We start from the raw sequence: 14,133 nt of genomic DNA on the forward strand, positions 1-14,133 counted from the left end.
GGTAAGAATTGTATGGTCGAGAAAGTCTATGATCCGGGTACAGAGGGCGCAAAGATGTCGTTTGCGGACGCAATGTCCTATGGCGATTACCTCCATCTCGATGGAATTCTCGGTCAGCAACACCCGCTCAGCCAAGCCCATGACGAGATGCTGTTTATCATCCAGCACCAGACCAGCGAACTCTGGATGAAGCTTGCTATCCATGAGATGGACGCTGCCCGGCGCGCGCTGAAGGCCGGAGATACCTCCAACATGTTCAAGATGCTGGCCCGCGTGTCGCGCATTTTCGAACAGCTGAACAGCGCATGGGACGTTTTGCGCACCATGACGCCTGCCGATTACACCAAGTTTCGCGCAGCGCTCGGCCCGTCCTCCGGGTTTCAGTCCTACCAGAACCGGATGATCGAATATATTCTCGGCAACAGAAACCCCAACCTGCTCAAGCCGCACGAACATCGACCCCAGATTCATCAAATGCTGGTGGATGAGCTTGATCGACCCAGTTTTTACGACGAGGTCATTACGCTTCTGTTCCGCACGGTCGATGGCACGGACGAGCATGTGCCGCCACCTCAATTGCGGTCGCCCCATGCCGCAGTTCCCGAAATTCAGGCGCGCTGGAAGACGGTTTACGAAAATATCGATCAATACTGGATGATGTACGAGCTTGGAGAAAAGCTGGTGGACATCGAGGATTATTTCCGCCGCTGGCGCTTCAACCACGTCACCACCGTGGAGCGCGTGATTGGTTTCAAACGCGGCACCGGCGGCACGGCTGGGGTCGAATATTTGCGAAAAATGTTGGGCGTCGAATTGTTTCCTGAACTTTGGCACCTGCGCGGAGAATTGTGATTATGACGATGAACACGGTTTTGAGAAAAGAGCTTTTCAATCTGCCTGATGGCGTCATCTATCTCGATGGCAATTCGCTGGGTCCTTTGCCAGCCAGTGCTTTGGCAAGAGCCACCAAGACGATTGGCGAAGAGTGGGGGCAGGAACTGATCCGCGCATGGAACAGTGCTGGCTGGATGTCCCTTCCCCAGCGGGTAGGCGACAAGATTGCACGAATGATCGGTGCTCCAGCGGGTTCCGTTACGACAGGCGATACGTTGTCCCTTAAGGTCTATCAGGCGGTTGCGGCAGCGCTGAAAATGCGGCCAGATCGTAAGGTGATCCTGTCGGATAGTGGCAATTTCCCCTCGGACCTTTATATGGTCGGCGGATTGATCGATACGATTTCCAGCGGTCACCGTCTTCTCACCCCATCTCCCGATCAGGTTGCCGACCACATTGATGAGACGGTTGCGGTGGTGATGTTGACGCAGGTCGATTATCGCACGGGACGACTGCACGACATGCACGCCATTACGCGCAAGGCGCAGGAAGCCGGCGCGGTGGTCATATGGGATCTGGCCCATAGCGCGGGTGCCGTGCCACTTGATCTGACCGGTTGCGGTGCGGAATTTGCGGTGGGCTGCTCATACAAATATCTGAACGGCGGCCCCGGCGCGCCAGCCTTTATTTATGTCCGTCCAGATGTGATCGAGAGCATCGAGCCTGCTCTGGCCGGATGGATGGGGCATGATGCGCCCTTCGGTATGGAACTGGCCTATCGCCCCGCCATGTCAATCGAGAGGCTGCGGGTCGGGACACCGGCCATCGTGCAACTGTCGATTCTGGATGAGGCCCTCGAGGTATGGAAGGGCGTAGAAATGAGCGACGTTAGAAAAGCCTCCGTCATGCTCAGCGAAATGTTCATTGCAGGTGTCGAGTCGCGATGCCCAGACCTCAAGCTGGCGTCACCCAGACAAAGCGATACCAGGGGATCGCAGGTCTCCTTTGCTTTCGAGCATGGCTACGCCGCCATTCAGGCACTGATCGACCACGGCGTCATCGGTGATTTCCGCGCGCCCGATATCATGCGCTTCGGCTTCTGCCCTCTCTATATTGGCGAAGACGATGTCACCAACGCAGTCGAGATCGTGGCAAAGGTGATCAATGACGGCCTCTGGGACGACCCGAAATACAAAAAGAAACTGGCGGTGACATGAGCCTTCGTCAAAACGATGGGTTCTGCAACGACGTGCAGGAGGCTGTCAGGGCTTTTGCCGCCTCGATAGTCATCTCCGTGAGGGCCTCTTCGCGTTTTGCCAGTTCCTGCAGGGGCAGGATCAGGCAGATGGCACCGATGCAGTGTCCCTTCCTGTTGTTCACGGGGGCAGCGACGCAACCGATGTAGGGGTCGACCAGGCCGCGCGCGATCCAGAAGCCGGTTTCGCGGGCAAGGCCGATCTCATGGCTGAGAATGTCCAGTGAGGTCGGCTGGCCCGATGGGGTCGAAAAATCCTCTGACGGAATGAAGCGGGCCAGATCGTCACGGGAAACATTTTGCAGGAGGAAGCGCGCTGACGCAGTCCAGGGAAGGGGCATACGCGTGCCCTCCGATGCACCACGATATGTGTGGCCACGCCCGGACCGGGAGACGAGGATCAGTTGCTTCCAGTCCTGAAGCACATCCAGTTCGACGAGTTCGCCTGTGGCTTCAGAGAGCTTTTTGACCACATCCTTTGCCTCGCGCAGCAGGGGCGTACTTTTATCATAGGCAAAGCCTAGCAAACCGCATCTGCGACCGGGAACGATCAGGCCATCGGGCTCGATCTGATCAAGGTAGCCGCGGGTGAGCAGAGTGTCGATGACGCTGTAGATCGTGGTGCGTGGCGCGCCGAGGATTGCCGCTATGGCGTTGCGCGTAATCGGTTTTTCCTGCTGCATCATCACGTCGAGTACGTCCAGCAACCTGTCGGTTCCCTTAGCTCTGATATTCATACCAATCCTCCTATTGACAGACGGAATATTTGAAACCTAAAATGCCTTATAACGATATCATGTTCCTTGTAAAGGACATGAACAAAAAAGGGGAATGCCAAAATGCATGTGAGACCCAAAGTTATCCTGTCAAAAACAAAAGCTGCCGTTGGGGCAATCTTCGTCCTGACGATGCTGATGCAAAACACTCAGGCCGCTGATCTCAATCTCGCCATGAGTTCTCCGGCGACCTCGATGGACCCGCAATTTCACAACGCAAACCAGAATGTCGCGGTCCTGCGCAATATCTTCGAAACGTTGACAATCATGGATTCGGACAGCCGGATCACCCCCGGTCTCGCCGAATCCTGGACGAAGATTGAAGATTCGACGTGGGAGTTCAAACTTCGGAAGGCGAAGTTTCATGATGGTAGCGAGTTTACGGCGGAAGACGTCGTTTGGTCGCTGAAGCGTCCAAGCACCATCGAGAACAGCCCTTCGAGCTACACGATCTACACTCGTTCCATCATTCGCACGGAGATCGTATACGAGCACACCGTCCGCCTGATCACCGCGACGCCCTATCCGCTGCTGCCAGCGGATCTCGTCTCGATTTTCATGTTGAGCAAAAAGGCAAGCGATGGCGTGAAGTCGGAGCAGTTCAATTCTCCGAAATATGTCGTCGGAACCGGCCCCTACAAATTCGTCAGCTACACGCCTGATGACCGTGTCGTCACGACGCGCTTTGACGATTACTGGGGCGGAAAGCCCAAATGGGACAATGTCACGCTACGTTTCATGCCCAATGACGGCAGCCGCATGACGGCGCTGCTATCAGGCGATGTCAACGCCATCGAAAACGTTCCGACGCCCGATATTCCGAAGTTGAAGGCGAACCCGGATTTTGTCTTTGCATCGAAAAAATCCAACCGCATGGTGTTCCTGTTTCTCGACAGCGGTCGCGACACGACACCGGGCGTGAAGGCAATTGATGGAAAGCCGCTCGCGAGCAACCCTTTCAAGGACATTCGTGTGCGCAAGGCGATCAATATGGCGATCGACCGCAAGGCCATCAACGACCGCCTGATGATGGGACTTGCCTACCCCACCAACAACATGGCCACCGACCAGATGATGGGTTACGACCCGGAACTCGAAAAAGTGCCATTCGACCCGGCTGCCGCCAAAAAATTGCTGGCAGAGGCCGGTTATCCTGATGGATTTCGTCTGACGCTCGGAACACCCAACAACCGCCTGATCAATGACGAACGCGTTGCCCAGGGCATCGCCCAGATGCTGACCCGCATCGGGATTCGCACCGATGTGGATGCGGGTCCGTTCGCTTCGGTCAACACCCGTGGCAACAAGGGCGAATATTCATCCGTGATGATGGCCTGGGGTGTCCAGACATCCGAAGCCTCCACCGGAATTCGCATGCTGGTGGCCTGTCCGGACAAGCAACGGGGCTGGGGCGTTGGCAATTGGGGGCATTACTGCAACCCCAAGCTCAACGAGCAGCTCGTTGCCTTGACATCGGAAATGGACGACCAGAAACGCAACGACATGCTCAAGGCTGCGGTCCACACGGTCATCGACGACATGGCCATCGTGCCGCTCTACTTCCAGGGTTCGACCTGGGCTGCGCGCAAGGATGTGGAGATCATTCCGCGCATGGATGAGCGCACCTCCGCTGCGATGTTCATACCCAAGACGTAGATGCTAGCGCGGGCGTGCTTGCGTGAAGCACGCCCTTTTCCCTTGCGTCACCTGACGCCGCAACGCGATTGGTCATATCCATGTTAGCCTTCCTGATACGACGGATAGGGCAGGGTATTCTTGTTCTATTCACCATGGCAGTTCTGGTCTTCCTGGCAATCTTCGCGCTGGGAAACCCGGTCGATGTGCTGGCCAGCCCCGATGCCGACCAGGCCGAGCGAGCCGCACTCGCCGCCCGGTTCGGTCTGGATCAACCCTTGCCGGTACAGTTCACTTCCTTCATTTCCAACGCTCTCAAGGGTGATCTCGGCAGTTCCTTTACCTACGGAAAGCCCGCCCTCGCGGTTATCGTGGAAAGACTGCCTGCCACTCTGGAACTGGCTGTCGTTGCCCTCATTCTCTCGGTCTGTATCGGCGTGCCGCTGGGTGTCATTGCCGGCATGAAGCCGAAATCGGTGGCGGGACGGGCGATCATGTCCACCTCGATCCTCGGCTTCTCGCTGCCCAATTTCTGGATCGGGCTGATGCTCATCCTGTTCTTCTCGGTCTATCTGGGCTGGCTTCCTTCGGGTGGTCGCGGCCCGACCGAAAGCTTCCTTGGCCTGCAGCTTTCGCTGGGGTCGTGGGAGGGCATACGGCACCTCATCCTACCGGCCATGACCTTGGCGCTCTATAAATCCTCGCTTGTCGTGCGGCTATGCGAAGCCGGGACGCGTGAGGTTATGACCCAGGAATATATCCGTTTTGCGCGCGCCAAAGGCATCTCTCAATTCCGCATCATTCGTCTGCATCTGCTGAAAAACATGATGATCCCGGTCATCACCATACTGGGCATGGAGTTCGGCGCGATGATTGCGTTCACGGTCGTCATCGAAACGGTCTTCTCCTATCCGGGCATGGGCAAGTTGCTGATCGAATCCATCAACCGCCTCGACCGTCCGGTGGTGGTTGCCTATCTGATGGTCACGACCGTCATATTCGTCGTCATCAACCTCGTCGTCGATCTCCTTTACGTCGCGCTTGACCCCCGGGTCAGGCTGGGCGGTGGAAACTCATGAAAAGGGATATGATTATGACAATCAGCGAAAATGCCCCTACTGCCGCTCCTGTTCACAAAGGCGAACGCCTGCTGGTTCGGCAAGCCCGCGATCTGGTGTCTAGCCCGGAAGCGGCCATTGGATTGATATTTTTTGGGCTACTTGCTCTCGCGGCCATCTTTGCCGCCTGGATTGCACCGCAAAATCCCTATGATCTGATGCAGCTCGATATCATGGACAATATGCTGCCTCCGGGTTCGCAGCTTTCCAGCGGTGTCACGGCATGGCTCGGCACCGATGATCAGGGCCGTGATCTCTTGTCTGCTATTATCTATGGTATGCGGATTTCACTCGGCGTTGGTATTTCGGCGGTTGCGATAGCCAGTGTCATCGGCGCGTGTATCGGCGTTCTCTCGGCCTATATCGGTGGCCGCTTCGATGCTCTGGTCATGCGTATCGTCGATCTTCAGCTGTCGTTCCCATCCATCCTGATAGCGCTTGTTCTGCTGTCCGTCTTCGGTCGCGGAGTGGACAAGGTCGTGCTGTCGCTGGTGGCGGTGCAATGGGCCTATTATGCCCGCACCGTGCGCGGCTCCGCTCTGGTGGAAAAGAACAAGGACTATATCGCCGCCGCGCGCGGTCTGGAAATTCCCCAGTCCCGTATCCTGCTGCGGCACATGCTTCCCAATTGTATTCCACCGCTGATCGTCGTTTCCACGGTTCAGATTGCCCATGCCATCACGCTGGAATCGACATTGTCCTTTCTGGGCGTGGGCGTGCCGGTGACGCAGCCTTCGCTGGGGATGCTCATTGCCTCCGGTTATGATTTCCTACTGTCAGGCAATTACTGGGTCTCCACCTATCCCGGCATCGCGCTCGTCGTCATCGTCATCGCGATCAATCTGGTCGGTGATCGGCTGCGCGTGGTTCTTAACCCGAGGTTTTTAGGCTGATGGGTGATCTTGTTTCGACACAACCGGCGCTCAGCGTCGAAAATCTCAATGTTTCCTTCAAAACCCGCAAAGGCAGGGTCAGCGCCGTCACGGATGTGAGCTTTTACGTCAACCCAGGCGAGGTTCTCGGTGTCGTCGGCGAATCCGGCTCCGGCAAATCCGTGACAGGTCTTGCCCTGATGGGCCTCATCGATCCTCCTGGTGTCGTCTCAGCCAAAGGCATCAAACTTGATGGCGAGAATATTGCCGCTCTCCCGGATCGGGAATTCAGAAGGCTTCGCGGCAATCGCATTGCCATGATCTTTCAGGATCCCATCTCGACGCTGAACCCGGTTTTGCGCATCGATACGCAGATCATCGAAGCCATCAGTGCACATGAGCGCCTGTCGGCCAAAGCATCAAGAGCCAAGGCGATTGAGGCCCTGAAAGCCGTCGGCATCCCATCACCGGAATCGCGGTTGGAAGCCTATCCACATCAGTTCTCCGGCGGCATGCGCCAGCGCGTGGCAATCGCCATTGCGCTTCTGCATCGCCCCTCGGTGTTGATTGCGGATGAGCCGACGACAGCACTCGATGTCACGATACAGGCGCAGATTCTTGCGGAGGTCCAAAAGCTTGCTGCCCAGAGCAACACGGCGCTGGTGTGGATTACCCATGACCTCTCGGTCGTGGCCGGTCTGGCTGATCGAATAGCGGTTATGTATGCGGGACGTATCGTCGAGAGCGGCACTGTATCGGACATTCTGGTCAATCCTGCCCACCATTACACCGCAGGCTTGATTGCGTCTGTGCCAAGCCGCAATCGTCGGGGGCAGCCGCTTGCACAGATACCCGGAACGACACCCAATCTCGGCAATATGCCGGGCGGTTGCGCCTTCCACCCCCGTTGCGCGGCAAGCACAACGGTCTGTGCCAGCACATTGCCGGTTTCATCGAACGCAGGCGGCCATTTCGTTCGCTGTCATCACCCGAGATAGAAGAGAGGTGGACCAAGCCATGCAGCAACCAATTCTCACACTGGACGGTCTGTCCCGGCAGTTTCGCGGCACGCCCGATCTTGCGCAGCGAATATCCGATTTCATCATGCGAACATCCTCGGAAGTGGTGGTGCGCGCGGTAGACGATCTCAATCTGGACATCCAACGGGGAGAAATCATCGGGCTGGTCGGCGAATCCGGCTGCGGAAAATCGACATTGGCGCGGATCGTGTCTGGCATTCTGCCGCCGTCTCAAGGTCGCATCATTCTCGATGGACGCGATGTCGCCACCATGAGCGAGGCCGAGCGAAAGCGAGCCAGCCTGTCGATCCAGATGGTCTTTCAGGATGCGACGGCCGCACTCAATCCGCGTAAGCGCGTCGTCGATCTGATCGGCGAGGCGGCGGTCGTGCATGGGATCATCCCCGCCCGTGATCTCGTTTCCTATGTCAGCGGCGTGATGGAACTGGTCGGGCTCGATCCCGCCAGCCGCGATCTTTACCCGCACCAGTTCTCAGGCGGTCAGCGCGCCAGAATTGGCATTGCACGCGCGCTTGCCGTCAAGCCACGCGTTCTGGTGTGCGACGAGTCGACCGCAGCGCTCGACGTTTCCATTCAGGCGCAAATTCTCAATCTCTTTTCGAAATTGAAGCGTGAACTCGATCTGACCTATATTTTCGTCAGCCACGACCTGGGCATGATCGAAAATTTCTGCGACCGCATAGCGGTCATGTATCTGGGCCGGATTGTCGAACTGGCCGATACCGAGCAACTGTTTGCCGATCCCCGCCACCCCTATACGCGCGCCCTTCTTCAGGAAATTCCGACCCTTGAGCCGCGCAAACGACAGTTTACCGCCATTCAGGGCGAACTACCGTCACCACTTGAGCCACCTTCGGGATGCCACTTCCACCCGCGCTGTCCCGTTGCAGCACTAATCTGTTCTCAGGAAAGACCGGCCTTGCTCGACAGTGGACCGATGCGGTTATCGGCTTGCCACTTCCGGAATGAGTTACAGGCGAGGGAGCGGACAAGTGCGATGTGACGAAGGTCCGGCAGCCCGTTCCAGCGGCTCGAAAGCATCCGACGTCGATGTGATTGTCCTTGGTGCGGGTATCGTTGGCATATCCACGGCCCTGTACCTCCAGATGCGTGGCCTTCGCGTGGCGATCATCGACCGTCAGGAGCCGGGAAAAGCGACCAGCTATGGCAATGCCAGTTTCATCGAAACATCTGCACTGTTGCCGCATCCTTTCCCCAAGGGCATCGCGAACCTTTTACGTCTAGCTTTCAATCGCTCAACCGCCGTCAGAACCGACTATCGATTTCTGCCCAAAATTCTCCCTTGGCTTTTCGCCTACAAACGGGCGTCCTCTGCCGGAAATCTCGCCAAAATCGCTTCGCCGTTCAGACGCCTGAGTGGGGCTTCCCTTGCGGAGCATCGACTGTTGATCGAAAAAGCCGGTGCATCCGACCTTCTGAATGAAGATGGCTGGCTGGAACTGTGTCGCACCGAACGGGACCTGCACGAGGCCGACCGTGCTGCGGACGCGGCGAGAGATCACGGCATAAACGCACGAAAGATCGATGGCAGCGCGCTTTCGCGACTTGAGCCGGCGTTAAAGACGCGGTTTGCGGGCGCCATTCATTGGCTCGATACTGCCCGCATCGTTGATCCTGGCGGCCTGATGACCAGACTCTATGGCCTTTTCATCGCTCAGCAAGGTGTCTTTCAAAAAGGCGATGCCCTTGGACTTCGATGTGTTGACGGTGTGTGGGAGGTTCCCGCCTCGGACGGTATATTGCGAGCGCCCAAAGTGGTGGTGGCGCTGGGGCCATGGTCTGTGGATCTGGTTCACAAGCAGGGCTATCGCATGCCCTTCATCGCCAAGCGCGGGTATCACCAGCATTTTCAAAATACCCCGCCACCCCTGCGGCGCGCCATTTATGTGCGTGACCGGCACTGCCTTATCGTGCCGATGGTGCAGGGTGTGCGGGTGATGACGGGCGTGGAACTTGCTCCGCGGGACGCATTGCCTACGCCCTCCCAACTGGAAAAAATGATTGATTGTGCCCATGAGACGCTGGCGCTGGGCGAGTGTCTGGAGGCGCAGCCATGGCTAGGCGCGCGACCCTGCATGGCAGATATGCTGCCTGTCATCGGCGCGGCACCACGTCACGAAGGCCTGTGGTTCGGTTTTGGGCATGGGCATTACGGCTTTACCCAAGGCCCGGTCACCGGGCGGTTGCTCGCGGAACTCATGAGCGGAGAGCAGCCATTTTTACCTGTTGAACCCTATTCGCCAGCCCGCTTTGAACGAAAAACAGTGACTCGGGAGAGCATACCAGCATGACAAAACAACCTCATTTCGACGGATCCCCCTGCGATCTCGATGCCACCACTGCGCGCCGGCTGATAGGGCAAAAGGCCTTGTCGCCGGTGGAATTGGTGCAGAGCTGCATCGAGCGCATCGAAGCAGTCGATCACGCCGTCAATGCCGTGGTGACGCGCGATTTCGACAAGGCGCTTTCAACGGCGCGCAGAATGGAGGAGGAGGTGATGAGCGGCGCGCCGCTCGGCCCCCTTCACGGCCTTCCCGTCGGGATCAAGGATACGGCGGAAACCGGCGGGCTGAGGACGACCTTTGGCAGCGTGGTCTTTCGCGATCATATGCCTCAAAAGGATGAAGGCTTCGTGGCGCGGTTGCGGGACGCAGGTAGCGTTGTGATCGGTAAAACCAATGTGCCGGAATGGGCAGCCGGCGGAAACACCCGCAATCCGGTGTTTGGCGCAACCGGAAACCCGTTCGATACAACGAAAACCGCTGCCGGTTCGTCCGGCGGATCGGCCGCTGCCCTCGCGTGTGGAATGATGCCTCTTGCATCCGGCTCTGATACGGGAGGCTCGTTGCGCAACCCCGCCGCCTATTGCGGCATCGTTGGCTTTCGCCCCACGCCCGGCCTGATACCGAGTGAAAAGCGCGGAACGGCGTGGCTTCAGGTTTCCACCCTCGGTCCCATGGCGCGGACCGTTCAGGACACGGCGCTGATGCTTTCGGTGATGGCCGGACGGGATGGACGTGACCCGCTGTCGCCCGTTTGGGAGGACACGCCCTATTCCAGCGCGGATTGGGCAGGCGGGCCCCCGGCTGTTGATCTTTCTCAGCTCAAGGTGGCCGTCACAACCGACTTCGGATTTGCGCCGGTTGAAACTGCCATTGCCGGGGCGCTCAAGGACAAGGTCGCCCGCTTTTCTGATCTTTTCGGCTCTGTCACCGAAGCGACGCCGGATTGCAACGGCGCGGATGACATATTTGCCGTGTTGCGCGCGGTTGCGGCTCTCAGCATGTTCGAGAAAATGATTGAAAAGCACGGCGATCAGATCGGACCGAATATTCATGCCAATGTTGCCGAGGGACTTGGCTATAGCGCTAGCGATGTCAGCCGGGCGCTGAACGAGCAGACGGCCTATCACCGCCGCTGGCACGCATTCTCTGGAGATTACGATATCCTTCTGGCACCCGCCGTCACCGTCTCGCCGCGCTCCTGGCGGGAGCTATACCCGCGTGAAATCGAGGGACGGGCGACACGAAGCTATTACCATTGGCTGGCCTGCGCCTATGCCACGACAATCGCCGGATGCCCGGCACTGTCGCTGCCTGTCGGGGTCGATCATCACGGCATGCCGTTCGGATTGCAGATCATAGCTCGCAGAGGCGCCGACAGGTTCCTGCTCGGTGTTGCACATGCACTGGAATGCGCGCTGGTGGGCGATCCGCTGACGGCACGCCCTCTACCGAACCTTGACGCCCTAACAAACGCTTCGCCGCTGAACCTGTCCAAGGGCTTTTACAGCTGGGATTGAGCGTTAAACGATCCGTTCACGGGTCTGCTGACGCAGACTTCGTGACGAACCTTTAGGCTTTTGGCCTGCGCTAGAGCAGCTTACTGAATGTCCAGCAAGCGCTCCAGATATCGGCGCTCGACCTCTCCGGGCGGGTTGTTACCGAGCTTTTCGCGGATGGCTTCGAGAATCTCGCGGGCGCGCTGGACATCAATTTCATCCGGCACGCGGACCTGATTGTCGCCGAAATCCGGGCCGCTGCTTTCGCGCGGGCGACCAAGCGGATCGCGGCCGTTCTGGCCGCCTTGGCCCATCATGCCTTCCTGACCCTGACCGGGTTGCTGGCCCTGCTGCCGCATGGCCTGCATGATCTGGCCCATCATGTCCTGTGCGCCCTGACGAAGTGCATTAAGGGCATTGCCCTGACCTTCGACGGCCTGTTCGCCCTGACTTTGACCGAGCGCCTGGCCAGCGCCCTTCATTTCCTGCTCGGCCTTGCCGAAATTCTGGCCGGGCTCCATGCCGAGATCGCGCAGGCCTTTTTGCAGATCGCCGAGTTGCTTTCCAAGGCCATCCTGTTGCTGGCGCAGGTTTTTCAGTGCCTCGCGCAGCTGCTCTGCTGTCATCTGGTCGGTCGGGTTCTGACCCTGACCATTCTGGTTTTGACCGTTCTGCCCTTGCTGCTGCTGGTCCTGCTGACCCGGTTGCTGGCTGTTCTGGCCCATCTGCGGATCGCCGCCTTCTTCACCCTGCTGTGGGTCGCCGCGCTGCATGCGGTCACGAAGGGCCTGGTCCAGCTTGAAAGTTTCATTCATCAGCTTTTGTTGCTGCTGCATGATCTCACCCAGCTTGTCGATTTGCTGGCGCAACTGGCTGTTTTGCTGCTGCTGTTGTCCCTGTTGGCCACGCTGGGGTCGTCCGGCCTGAAGATTGTTCATCATGCGCTGCAATTGCGAAAGCATTTCCTGCGCGGCATCGCGGTTGCCGGAGCGCGCTAGGTTCTCGATCTGGTTCATCATGTTTTCCAGATCGCGCTGCCGCAGCACATTTTGTGCTTGCTGATTCATATTAGCTTGCGGTGCGTTCTGCATGCGCTGGGCGAGCTCTTTCATGAAATCGTTCATCGCTTCACGAAGTTCCTGCATCAGCTTGGCGACTTCTTCGTCGGGCGCCTTGCGCTCCAGCGCATCCGAGAGCGCGTTCTGCGCGTCGCGCAGCCGCTGTTCGGCCTGAGAGAGATCACCATCTTCGATGCCGAGTGCAATTTGCCACAGGTAATCTGCGGTGTCCTTGAGCATCTCTTCATTGTAGGCGAGCTTCATGCGCGTCTGTGCAGATTGCAGCAGAAGGTAATGGGTTTTGTTGGGAATGGTCTCTTCAGGACGCAGCCCAACAGCCTCGTTATAGGCGATTGCCTTGGGCATCTGGCGGGTGTCGAGTGAGAAAATCTGGCGCTGTTCGACAATGGCTCCGGCCAGCGGTTCGGAGAAATTGCGTCCGGGCAGGATCATTTCCTGAGAGGGGCTGCGACCAGTTTGGCCAGCACCATCTGTGGCAACCAGCGTAATGCGCACCCGTTTGCCCGCCATGGGATGTTCGGTCAGGTTCCGGCTGGTCACGCCTTTCATGTCACGCGGGTTCTGGCGTGGCAGATCCAGCTTGAATTCCGGTGGCGGATAAAGCGGTGTCGCGCCCTCGGCCACGCCGATGGGCTCGATCACGGCGTGGGCTTCGCGGATGCCATAGTCATCCTTGGCAGTGAAGCCGATTTCCAGCGCACCGTTGACTGCCCGACGTGGCAGATTGTCGAAGGCAATCGTTGGCGCTTTATCAGGGATGACGTTGAACTGCCATTGCTGGCCATTGGCTTCAATGGTGCCGCTTTCCTTTATTTCCATCGCGAAGGTTCGCGGTGCAAGCGGTGTCTCGGTCGTCTCCGCCACTTTCGCAGCGTCCTGTGCACCCGGCTTCTCAGCGCCTTCGGGTGTCAGTTTTTGCAGCTGACCGGCCTCTTGCGGCTCGAAGGTGACCTCTTCATTGCCTTCGCCACCCGTCATGCGGATGGTGAGTTTGGACGATTGCGGCAGAGAGACGGCCTCATGTCCAGCTGCATTGTTGCCGGTGAGAAAGATCGGAGCGCGACCGGTATAGGACGGCGGCGTGACCCAGGCGTCGAGACGAATATCCGGGTTTGCCGGTCCGCTGGACGGGCGGTTGCGGAACGCATCGGCAATATCGCCCGCGCCATTCGAAAAGGAAAAGCCGAAGGCGGCGACAAGAATGAGGGCCGGGATGGCGCGTAGCGCACTGCGGTCGTGGCTGGCGATGTCCGGCTGCGGCAGGCCGGCATCCAGCGCTGCAATCCGTTCGGCCATGCGCAACTGGTGTTCTTTCCACAGCGCGCGCGCGAAAGGCGTTTCAAAAGCGGGCTCATCCTCCTGCACGCCAACGGGTTGGTGCGGAAGGCCGTTACGGGTTTCCAAAAGGCGTGAAGCCTCATCTTTCGTCGGCCATCTTAACCGCGCGATGGGCAGCAAAGCGGTGATGAAGAAAAAGATGAGCAGAAAGACAATACCAAGGCGCAGGAAATCCGGCATCTGCCGGAAAAGGCCAAACCAGGCAAGGGAGACAAATACCGCAGCGAGTGAAAGGGGCAGCAGGGTTTTGGGCGCAAGGCGCTCGGCAAAGAGAACGAGCTTGGCGAAAAAGCGCTTGCCCGCCACGCGGCGTGCAAGGTCCGGCCTGTTTTCGAAAGCGCCTTTTCCGCCCTGCCTGGATGTGGTCATCAATCCGTTCTCCCG

11 protein-coding genes are annotated in these 14,133 nt (G+C 58.2%); 9 read left to right on the top strand and 2 right to left on the bottom strand.

The genetic code is table 11. From position 1 onward, the window contains the following. The first annotated feature begins 12 nt into the window (after nucleotides 1–12). A complete protein-coding gene (locus AC27VJ_RS20725; protein ID WP_488685596.1) occupies nucleotides 13–852 on the top strand; it encodes a tryptophan 2,3-dioxygenase in 840 nt (279 codons plus the stop codon). A gap of 2 nt (nucleotides 853–854) precedes the next feature. After that, nucleotides 855–2,051, top strand: coding sequence for a kynureninase (gene kynU / locus AC27VJ_RS20730; RefSeq protein WP_488685597.1), 1,197 nt, complete (start codon nucleotides 855–857; stop codon nucleotides 2,049–2,051). Nucleotides 2,052–2,058: 7 nt separating this feature from the next. On the opposite strand, the gene AC27VJ_RS20735 is transcribed toward kynU, so the two are convergent. Then, nucleotides 2,059–2,826 (bottom strand): IclR family transcriptional regulator, encoded by a 768-nt coding sequence (locus AC27VJ_RS20735; RefSeq protein WP_488685598.1) that lies wholly within the window; start codon nucleotides 2,824–2,826, stop codon nucleotides 2,059–2,061. A gap of 177 nt (nucleotides 2,827–3,003) precedes the next feature. Here AC27VJ_RS20735 and AC27VJ_RS20740 point away from each other — a divergent pair, with 177 nt between their 5' ends. The 7 genes from AC27VJ_RS20740 to AC27VJ_RS20770 all read left to right on the top strand — a co-directional run bounded on the left by AC27VJ_RS20740 (nucleotide 3,004) and on the right by AC27VJ_RS20770 (nucleotide 11,353). Further along, the gene (locus AC27VJ_RS20740; RefSeq protein ID WP_488685599.1) at nucleotides 3,004–4,521 is read left to right on the top strand and encodes an ABC transporter substrate-binding protein; all 1,518 of its coding nucleotides are present in this window, start codon (nucleotides 3,004–3,006) and stop codon (nucleotides 4,519–4,521) included. Between the two features lie 80 nt (nucleotides 4,522–4,601). Then, nucleotides 4,602–5,579, top strand: coding sequence for an ABC transporter permease (locus tag AC27VJ_RS20745; protein WP_488685600.1), 978 nt, complete (start codon nucleotides 4,602–4,604; stop codon nucleotides 5,577–5,579). A gap of 14 nt (nucleotides 5,580–5,593) precedes the next feature. Continuing rightward, a complete protein-coding gene (locus tag AC27VJ_RS20750; protein ID WP_488685601.1) occupies nucleotides 5,594–6,511 on the top strand; it encodes an ABC transporter permease in 918 nt (305 codons plus the stop codon). Beyond that, nucleotides 6,511–7,488, top strand: a complete 978-nt coding sequence (locus tag AC27VJ_RS20755) for an ABC transporter ATP-binding protein (RefSeq protein ID WP_488685602.1) — start codon at nucleotides 6,511–6,513, stop codon at nucleotides 7,486–7,488. The genes AC27VJ_RS20750 and AC27VJ_RS20755 overlap by 1 nt, the downstream gene beginning before the upstream one ends. Nucleotides 7,489–7,507: 19 nt before the next feature. Then, nucleotides 7,508–8,533, top strand: a complete 1,026-nt coding sequence (locus tag AC27VJ_RS20760) for an ABC transporter ATP-binding protein (RefSeq protein ID WP_488685603.1) — start codon at nucleotides 7,508–7,510, stop codon at nucleotides 8,531–8,533. Further along, the gene (locus AC27VJ_RS20765) at nucleotides 8,523–9,842 is read left to right on the top strand and encodes an NAD(P)/FAD-dependent oxidoreductase (protein ID WP_488685604.1); all 1,320 of its coding nucleotides are present in this window, start codon (nucleotides 8,523–8,525) and stop codon (nucleotides 9,840–9,842) included. The genes AC27VJ_RS20760 and AC27VJ_RS20765 overlap by 11 nt, the downstream gene beginning before the upstream one ends. Beyond that, complete coding sequence (locus AC27VJ_RS20770) at nucleotides 9,839–11,353, top strand: amidase (RefSeq protein WP_488685605.1); 1,515 nt, start codon at nucleotides 9,839–9,841, stop codon at nucleotides 11,351–11,353. The genes AC27VJ_RS20765 and AC27VJ_RS20770 overlap by 4 nt, the downstream gene beginning before the upstream one ends. An 80-nt stretch (nucleotides 11,354–11,433) precedes the next feature. On the opposite strand, the gene AC27VJ_RS20775 is transcribed toward AC27VJ_RS20770, so the two are convergent. Beyond that, nucleotides 11,434–14,118, bottom strand: a complete 2,685-nt coding sequence (locus tag AC27VJ_RS20775; RefSeq protein ID WP_488685606.1) for a TIGR02302 family protein — start codon at nucleotides 14,116–14,118, stop codon at nucleotides 11,434–11,436. Between the last annotated feature and the right edge of the window lie 15 nt (nucleotides 14,119–14,133).

The organism is Agrobacterium sp. 20P9.1.2 (genome assembly GCF_057799395.1).

What these genes read in the sequence shown, in the direction of transcription:
- AC27VJ_RS20725 (WP_488685596.1), top strand. Translation starts at nt 13, where the DNA reads ATGGTCGAGAAAGTCTATGATCCGGGTACAGAGGGCGCAAAGATGTCG.
- kynU (WP_488685597.1), top strand. Translation starts at nt 855, where the DNA reads ATGACGATGAACACGGTTTTGAGAAAAGAGCTTTTCAATCTGCCTGAT.
- AC27VJ_RS20735 (WP_488685598.1), bottom strand. Translation starts at nt 2,826, where the DNA reads ATGAATATCAGAGCTAAGGGAACCGACAGGTTGCTGGACGTACTCGAC.
- AC27VJ_RS20740 (WP_488685599.1), top strand. Translation starts at nt 3,004, where the DNA reads ATGCAAAACACTCAGGCCGCTGATCTCAATCTCGCCATGAGTTCTCCG.
- AC27VJ_RS20745 (WP_488685600.1), top strand. Translation starts at nt 4,602, where the DNA reads ATGTTAGCCTTCCTGATACGACGGATAGGGCAGGGTATTCTTGTTCTA.
- AC27VJ_RS20750 (WP_488685601.1), top strand. Translation starts at nt 5,594, where the DNA reads ATGACAATCAGCGAAAATGCCCCTACTGCCGCTCCTGTTCACAAAGGC.
- AC27VJ_RS20755 (WP_488685602.1), top strand. Translation starts at nt 6,511, where the DNA reads ATGGGTGATCTTGTTTCGACACAACCGGCGCTCAGCGTCGAAAATCTC.
- AC27VJ_RS20760 (WP_488685603.1), top strand. Translation starts at nt 7,508, where the DNA reads ATGCAGCAACCAATTCTCACACTGGACGGTCTGTCCCGGCAGTTTCGC.
- AC27VJ_RS20770 (WP_488685605.1), top strand. Translation starts at nt 9,839, where the DNA reads ATGACAAAACAACCTCATTTCGACGGATCCCCCTGCGATCTCGATGCC.
- AC27VJ_RS20775 (WP_488685606.1), bottom strand. Translation starts at nt 14,118, where the DNA reads ATGACCACATCCAGGCAGGGCGGAAAAGGCGCTTTCGAAAACAGGCCG.